The sequence below is a fragment of the Arthrobacter mangrovi genome (assembly GCF_026011795.1).
Classification (GTDB): Bacteria; Actinomycetota; Actinomycetes; order Actinomycetales; family Micrococcaceae; genus Crystallibacter; species Crystallibacter mangrovi.
The window spans coordinates 34,908-42,652 of record NZ_BRVS01000041.1 but is presented as its reverse complement, the minus strand read 5'-3'; the positions used below and the strand labels follow the sequence as shown (position 1 = coordinate 42,652).

The 7,745-nt window shown below is 67.4% G+C and carries 7 protein-coding genes; 3 read left to right on the top strand and 4 right to left on the bottom strand.

What is annotated here, in order from left to right:
* Nucleotides 1-67 precede the first annotated feature (67 nt).
* From AHIS1636_RS20095 to AHIS1636_RS20085, 3 genes are all read left to right on the top strand, one after another.
* The gene (locus tag AHIS1636_RS20095) at nucleotides 68-583 is read left to right on the top strand and encodes an SRPBCC family protein (RefSeq protein WP_264797642.1); all 516 of its coding nucleotides are present in this window, start codon (nucleotides 68-70) and stop codon (nucleotides 581-583) included.
* Nucleotides 584-652: 69 nt separating this feature from the next.
* Complete coding sequence (locus tag AHIS1636_RS20090; RefSeq protein ID WP_373875889.1) at nucleotides 653-2,041, top strand: FAD-binding oxidoreductase; 1,389 nt, start codon at nucleotides 653-655, stop codon at nucleotides 2,039-2,041.
* 65 nt (nucleotides 2,042-2,106) lie between these two features.
* Nucleotides 2,107-2,715 (top strand): class I SAM-dependent methyltransferase, encoded by a 609-nt coding sequence (locus AHIS1636_RS20085; protein ID WP_264797641.1) that lies wholly within the window; start codon nucleotides 2,107-2,109, stop codon nucleotides 2,713-2,715.
* Between the two features lie 5 nt (nucleotides 2,716-2,720).
* Here the strand turns inward: AHIS1636_RS20085 and AHIS1636_RS20080 are convergent, their stop codons facing one another.
* The 4 genes from AHIS1636_RS20080 to AHIS1636_RS20065 form a co-directional block, all read right to left on the bottom strand.
* Complete coding sequence (locus AHIS1636_RS20080) at nucleotides 2,721-4,061, bottom strand: DUF4032 domain-containing protein (RefSeq protein ID WP_373875891.1); 1,341 nt, start codon at nucleotides 4,059-4,061, stop codon at nucleotides 2,721-2,723.
* Between the two features lie 25 nt (nucleotides 4,062-4,086).
* A complete protein-coding gene (locus AHIS1636_RS20075) occupies nucleotides 4,087-5,238 on the bottom strand; it encodes an ABC transporter ATP-binding protein (RefSeq protein WP_264797639.1) in 1,152 nt (383 codons plus the stop codon).
* A gap of 70 nt (nucleotides 5,239-5,308) precedes the next feature.
* The gene (gene otsB / locus AHIS1636_RS20070) at nucleotides 5,309-6,106 is read right to left on the bottom strand and encodes a trehalose-phosphatase (protein WP_264797638.1); all 798 of its coding nucleotides are present in this window, start codon (nucleotides 6,104-6,106) and stop codon (nucleotides 5,309-5,311) included.
* Nucleotides 6,103-7,578, bottom strand: a complete 1,476-nt coding sequence (locus AHIS1636_RS20065; RefSeq protein WP_264797637.1) for an alpha,alpha-trehalose-phosphate synthase (UDP-forming) — start codon at nucleotides 7,576-7,578, stop codon at nucleotides 6,103-6,105. Before AHIS1636_RS20065 ends, otsB begins: the two co-directional genes overlap by 4 nt.
* Nucleotides 7,579-7,745: the final 167 nt, after the last annotated feature.

The following is a 7,745-nucleotide window of genomic DNA, read 5'->3' as shown; positions in this document are numbered from 1 at the left end:
CGAGGCCTAGGACGGGGCCGCACCGGAAGCACAAGCGTTCCACCGGCCCTGCGGCTAGGGTTACGTCATGGCTACTTCCCTGTTTTCCCACGCGCCAGAGCCTTCCGACTCGGGCAGGCCCGCGACACCGATTATTTTCGAGGTGTCCGTTCCGCACGCGCGGGAGCAGGCCTTCGAAGGCTTCACTGAACTGATCCATCTTTGGTGGCCTATAGCCGACTACGGGGTCTTTGGCGAGGGGTCGCATCTTGAGTTCGAGGAGCGGGTGCTGGCGGAAACCTCGGACCGGGACGAGGTCGAGATCTGGGCGGACATCCTGGAGTGGCAGCCGGGTGCGCTGATCCGGCTCTCCTGGCATCGGGGCGCGGGCCCGGCGGTGGCCAGCCGGCTCGAGGTGGCTTTTGAGGCGGACGGGCCCGAAAGTTCCATCGTCCGGCTGGTCCATTCCGGGTGGGAGCATGTCCCGGCCGGAGAGGCGGCACGGGAGGAGTACGCCGGGGAGTGGCCGGAGATTCTGGCGAAGTATGCTCGGTTCATGGGCGGCCTACGTTCCAGTGTCCGGATCCTCCCGCCGGGTTCCTAGGACAGCAGTGCCAGGCGCGCTGCCGTCGTCGTTATTAGTGAGGACTTGGGCGAGGAGGCCCTGAAATTCATGAGCGAACTGATGATTGAGTCGCTGCAGGCGGCCTTGCCTGCGGAACGCTTCAGCACGAGCGAGGATGTCCTGGCGTCCTACGCGGTTGACCTGGGGCCTGTACAGGACCGCTGGCTGCCCGCGGCCGTGGTCTGGGCCGAAAGCATCGAGGATGTGCAGGCTGTGATGCGGCTTGCGGACCTGCACGGCGTACCGGTGGTGTGCCGCGGGGCGGGTACGGGCCTCTCCGGCGGGGCGCACGCGACTCCCGGCTCCGTGGTCCTGAGCCTTGAGCGCATGAAGCGCATTCTGGAGATCCACCCGGAGGACGAGGTCGCCCGGGTCGAGCCGGGAGTGATCAACGCGGACTTGAATGCGGCGGCCGCCCGGCACGGCCTGATGTACGCTCCGGACCCGGCCAGCTACCGGCTGTCTACGATCGGCGGCAACATCGCTACGAACGCCGGTGGTTTGCGCTGTGCCAAGTACGGGGTGACCAGGGAGTCGGTCCTCGGACTGGACGTTGTCCTTGCCGACGGATCGCTGATCAACACCGGGCGGCGGACCTTCAAGGGGGTCGCGGGCTACGACCTGACCGGTCTGTTTGTCGGTTCGGAGGGGACTCTGGGCGTGGTCGTCGGCGCAACCCTCCGCCTCCGCTACCTGCCCACGGAGGTGCAGACAATCGCGGCGTTCTTCCCCGAAGTAACGGCTGCGGCGGCGGGGGTGCTGGCGGTCGGTAAGGCACGGGTGCAGCCGTCGATCATGGAACTGCTCGACGGCCATACCCTGGCCCAGCTGGACCAGGACCAGGGATCGGACCTGCGCCGGCGCGGCGGGGCTCTGCTGCTGATCCAGACGGACGGATACGGCGCCGGGATCGAAGCCACGATCATCCGCAGTGTGCTCTCGGAGCTAGGAGCCACGATGATGGCGGAGGTCAGCGAGGAGGCACTGGAGTTGGTGGAACTGCGGCGCCACAGCCGCGGCGCTGAGATCGACGACGTGTTCCGCGTCGGCGAGGACGTGGCGGTGCCTCGCTCCCAGCTGGTGCACTACATCGCTGAGCTGGAACGGATCGCGGCCGAGCGTGGCGTCGGGCTGAAAGTGGTGGCGCATGCCGGCGACGGCAACTTGCACCCGATGTTCTGGGTGCCGGCGGCGCAGGCGGAGAAGATCCCCGATCTGGATGCGGCGCTGGATGAATCAATCGAAATCGGGTTGCGGCTGGGCGGCACGATCACCGGGGAGCACGGCGTGGGGCAGTACAAGCTGCGGTGGCTGCTGCTGGAACAGCGCGAGGAGGTGCTCGAATTGCAGCGCGGGATCAAGGAACTGTTCGATCCGAAGGGCTTGCTGAACCCGGGCAAGGCGCTGCCGGAGCGGGTGGAACCGCAGGTTTCCTGAGGGCCGGCAGGCAGCCGCGTCTGACGGCGGCTGTCGCCGCCGTCGTTAGCGCGTAGGCTGGGAACGTGCGGAAAGAGACTCTTTGGGAAGCCCAGAAGCGTAAGAACCCGGGCCATTCGGCGTGGTACATCCAACGGTTCGAGGCGATGCGTTCGGAAGGCATGGACCTCCATGGCGAGGCGCGCATGATCGATGCGATGGCCGGCCGGGGAAGCCGGATACTAGACGCCGGGTGCGGCCCGGGGCGGCTGGGTGGCGAGCTCGCCGGGCGCGGGCATGAGGTGGTCGGGGTCGATGTCGATCCCGAGCTGATCGAGGCGGCCGGCAAGGACCACCCCGAGGTGCGGTGGCTGGTGGGAGACCTGGCCGAGCTCGATCTGCCGGCCCAGGGCATCGCGGAACCATTCGACCTGATTGTCAGCGCCGGAAACGTGCTGACGTTCCTGGCCCCCGGCACGGCGCCGGAGGTCCTGGCGCGGCTGGAACGCCATCTGATGCCGGCCGGGCGGCTGGTGACCGGCTTCGGCGCCGGTCGGGGCTATGAATTCGAGGACTTCCTGAAGGATGCCGCGGGTGCCGGGCTGGCCGTGGACCACCTTTTTTCCACGTGGGACCTGCGGCCGTTCTCGCCGTCGTCGGACTTCCTCGTGGCGGTCTTCAGCCGGGCCAGCTAGGAGCGCTATTCGGCGTCGTCGTAGTCGGCCAGGCCGGGACCGCCGGCCTTGGGGTCGAGGATAATCGCAGCTTCGTCCCGCCGGTGCGGCAGCACATCGTCGAGGTAGGCCTGCAGCGCCTCGGCGAGCGGGACGTTGCGGTGCTGCGCCTCGGAGATGTACCAGCGGTGCTCGAGTACCTGGTGGACCACTTCGGCCGGTTCGAGCTTGCCGGAGAGTTCGCGCGGGATGGACTTCACGATGGGCTCGAAGACGTGGGTGACCCACTCGTGGGCTGCCAGCTCTTCGTCCTGCGCGGTGCTGGCGTCCGTCCGGTACGCGTCGATGTCGTTGAGCAGCCGCCGCGCCTGGTTCTCCTGCACATCAAGGCCCGTCAGCCGCAGCAGCCGCCGCTGGTGGTGTCCGGCGTCGACGACTTTTGGCTGGAGCTGCACCTCGGACTGGCCCGGGGCCGTCAGGATGGAGTATTCCTCCACATCGAATCCGAGTTCGTTGAGCTTCCGGATGCGGGCGTTGATCCGCCAGCGCTGGCCGAATTCGAAGGACTCCCGCTCGGTCAGCGCCGCCCAGAGATTCCGGTAGCTGTCGATGATGCGTTCGCTGACGGCAACCGGGTCCACGGCCTCCTCGACCAGGCCGCCCTCGATCAGGTCCATCAGTTCGCCCGCAATATTGACCCGGCCGACCTCCAGATCGTACTCGCGCTGCCCCGTGGAGAGCTCCGGATAGAGCTCGCCCGTCTCGGCGTCCACCAAATACGCGGCGAAGGCGCCGGCGTCCCTGCGGAAGAGCGTGTTGGAAAGGGAAACGTCGCCCCAGTAGAAACCGAGCAGATGCAGCCGCACCAGCAGCAGCGCCTGGGCATCGATCAGCCGTGTCAGGGTGGCGCGCCGAAGGGTCTGGGAGAACACGGCCCGGTACGGCATGGAAAAGCGTAGGTGGCGGGTGACCAGCGCCGGCTTGAGGTCCTCGCCGGCCGCATTGCGCCGGCCGGCCACGATCGCCAGCGGTTCCACGCACGGCACGGCCAGCCGCTGCAGCTTGCGCAGCATGTGGTACTCATGGCGCGCCACATGTTCGTTGGTCTCCTTCACCGCAATGACGGAGCCGCCCAGGTGCGCGAACCGGACCACATGCCGCGAAATGCCGCGTGGAAGAGCGGCCAGGTTGTGCACCGGCCACTCTTCCAGCGCCACATGCCACGGCAGGTCGAGGAGTTCCTCGTCCATCGTGGCGGACGTGATGCTCAGGGGGCCCAGCCGCGCCGCTTCCGTGGGCCCGCTGCGCCGTGGCAGCTTGCCCATCTGGCGGTAGTCGGTGGGCTCGTTCTGCCAGCTGGCGTCCATGGACATCCCGGTTCCGGCGCCGGCCTCAGGCCCGGTCGCTCGTCTCGACGGCTGATTCCAGGTCGCTCAGGGAGGCCTGCGGGGTGGCGGGGTCGTGGCCGCCGAGGCGCAGCCCGGTCTGGGAGTCGAAGAGGTGGACGTGGTCCGGCTTGGGCCGGACGTATACGGTGCTGCCCGCTACCGGAGGCCGGCGTCCGTCCGTGCGGCCGGTGATCTCGTGCCGCTGGCCGTCGAGCATGGTGTGGCCGTAGACGTAGGCGTCGGCGCCGAGTTCCTCGACCACGTCGACGGCGACCTCGAGGCCCTGGCCGTCCTCGGCGCGTTCCAGGTCCTCCGGGCGCACGCCCAGGGACACCGTGCTGCCGTGGGCCTCGCCGAGCACGTTCCGCGGCACCGGGTACACCGCGCCGCCGAACTGCACGCCGCCCTCGGTCACGGGCAGTTCCAGCAGGTTCATCGCCGGGGAGCCGATGAACCCGGCGACGAACACGTTGGCCGGCCGGTCGTAGAGGTTCCGCGGGGTGTCGACCTGCTGCAGGATCCCGTCCTTGAGCACCGCGACCCGGTCGCCCATGGTCATGGCCTCGACCTGGTCGTGGGTGACGTACACGGTGGTGACTCCGAGCCGGCGGGTCAGCGAGGCGATCTGCGTACGGGTCTGCACGCGCAGCTTCGCGTCCAGGTTGGAGAGCGGTTCGTCCATCAGGAACACCTGCGGGGAGCGGACGATCGCCCGGCCCATCGCAACGCGCTGGCGCTGGCCGCCGGAGAGCGCCTTGGGCTTGCGGTCCAGGTACTGCTCCAGGTCCAGCAGCTTTGCCGCTTCCTCGACCCGGCGGCGCCGCTCGTCCTTGTCGATGCCCGCGATCTTGAGTGCGAAGCCCATGTTGTCCGCGACCGACATGTGCGGGTAGAGCGCGTAGTTCTGGAACACCATCGCGATGTCCCGGTCCTTCGGCGGGACATCGGTGACGTCCCGGTCACCGATCAGGATCCGGCCGGTGTTGACGTCTTCGAGGCCTGCGAGCATCCGCAGCGAGGTGGACTTGCCGCAGCCGGACGGGCCCACCAGGACCAGGAACTCGCCGTCGGCGATCTCCAGGTTCAGCGCGTCCACCGCCGGCTTATCCGTCCCCGGGTACAACCGGGTAGCACGATCGAACGTTACCGTTGCCATGTTCATATCCCTTCACGGGCAGGTACGTGCCCGACGATCCGTAGTGAAGCGGTAATTCAGTTGTGTGTGCTCAGTATTGCACGCCGGATTCGACGGCGGTACGGCGCAGCTCGGACAGGGCCTCCAGCACAGCGGTGAAATCCTCCGGCGAGTCCACCCGGTGGGCCGCCCGGGAGGCGCCGGGTCCGATGCGGATGCCGAGGTCCTGAGGGCCCAAGGCCCCGATGGCATCCTCGTCCGTGACATCGTCGCCGGCAAAGACTACCGCCGTGGCGTCGGTGGCACCGCGCAGCAATTCGATGCCCTGCCCCTTGTCCGAGCTGATCACGGAGGTTTCCAGCACCCGCTTGCCGTCCTTCAGGTGCACTCCGGCGATGGCAGCCAGCTGTTTCCGCGCGCTTTCGGTAGCGGCAAGTGCCACGTCGTCGTCCGCCGTACGGGTATGGAGTACGACGCCGGCGGGCTTGGCTTCCAGCCGGGTGCCGGGGTAGGTAGCGACAACGCTTTCGACGACGGCGGTCGCCTCCCGCAGTGCCAGCGCCTGGGCGTCGTCGAGGGTCAGGGCGGGACTGCCCGGTCCGGTGAAGACTTCGGCGCCATGGGAGCCGATCAGCAGCGTTTCCTCACCGGGCGAGGCGACGACCCGGAGGCTGTCCAGCGCGCGCCCGGAGATGAAAGCGGTGTAGGTCCGGGGCAGCGCGGCAAGTTCCCGCACTGCGGCGGCCGACGCGGGCAGGGCCCGGGCGTGCTCGGCACGTTCGACGATTGGGGCGAGGGTGCCGTCGAAGTCCAGGGCGACCAGCAGCCGCTGCGTGCGGCTGATCGCCCGCAGCGCTTCCAGCAGCTCGGGGGCGAGTCCGTCTTTCACCGATCTTCCCCCTCGGCCTCTGCGCCGGGTCCCGCCTGCAGGGCCCGCAGGAAACTCTGCGACCAGTGTTCCACGTCGTTCTGCAGCACCTGCCGGCGCATGGTCCGCATCCGGCGGGTCGCTTCGCCGGGAGAGATGTTGATGGCCCGCATTACAGCATCCTTGAGTCCGTCGATATCGTGCGGGTTGACCAGGAGAGCCTGCTTCAGGTGGTCGGCAGCACCGGCGAACTCGCTCAATACCAGCGCGCCGTTGACTCCCGTGCGGGAGGCGACGTACTCCTTGGCCACCAGGTTCATGCCGTCGCGCAGGGCGGTCACCAGCATGACGTCGGCCGCGAGGTACAGGGCCACCATTTCTTCCTTCGGATAGCTATGGTGCAGGTACCGGATGGCCGTGTTGCTGAGCGTGTCGTACGTCCCGTTGATCCGGCCGACGGAGGCTTCGATTTCCTCGCGCAGCAGGCGGTAGGACTCCACCCGTTCGCGGCTGGGGCTGGCGACCTGGATCAGCGCCGCGTCCTCGACCGTGACCTGTCCGTCTTCGAGGAGCTCGCCGTAGGCCTTGATCCGATGCCCGATGCCTTTGGTGTAGTCCAGCCGGTCCACGCCGAGCAGTACGGTCTTGGGATTGCCGAGTTCTTCGCGGATCTGCCGTGCCCGCTCGATGACGTCGGGACGGTTGGCCAGCTCGTTGATCTGGGCCACATCGATGGAGATCGGGAAGGCGCCGGCCCGGCAGATGCGGGTACCGGACTCTGTCTTGATGTTCACATGCTGGGACTTGATGGGGTGGCCGGTGAAGCGGCGGACGCAGCGCAGGAAGTTGCTGGAGTCGCTGGGCCGCTGGAAGCCCAGGAGGTCCGCACCGAGCAGGCCCTCGATCACCTGGCGGCGCCACGGCAGCTGCGCGAAAATCTCCAGCGGGGGGAAGGGGATGTGGTTGAAGAAGCCGATCTTCAGGTCAGGGCGGAGTTCGCGCAGCAGTTTGGGAACCAGCTGCAGTTGGTAGTCCTGCACCCAGACGGTGGCGCCGTCGGCCGCGACCTTTGCGGTGGCATCCGCGAACCGCTGGTTGACCCTCTTGTAGCATTCCCACCAGGCCCGGTGGAACTCCGGCGGGGCGATGACGTCATGGTAGAGCGGCCAGAGCGTCGCGTTGGAAAACCCCTCGTAGTAGAGCTCGACGTCATCGTCGCTCATGGGAATGGGAACCAGGCGCATGTCATCGTGGTCGAACGGGTCCAGGACCTCGTTGGCGGACCCGGGCCAGCCGATCCAGGCGCCGTCGGTCTTGGCCATCACCGGGGCGAGCGCGGTTACGAGACCGCCGGGCGAACGGCGCCAGGAGGTCCCGCCGTCGTCCTCCTGCACACGGTCCACCGGCAGCCGGTTGGAGACTACGATGAAGTCGTATTGTCCGTAGTCAGAGCCCTCCGGTTCCGCGTCCAATGATGTGGGCCTAGTAACCATATGACTCTCCTGCTAGTTGTGAATCCTGCCATTGACTCTATAAGACCGGAACCAACGGCAGACTGCGGTGCGTTAATTAACAATGGAACCGCCGGCGAGCTGCGCGGTATCGTTAGAACGTTGTAGTTTCAACAAAACTGTCCCCGAGGGCGGCCGCCACGGTGCCC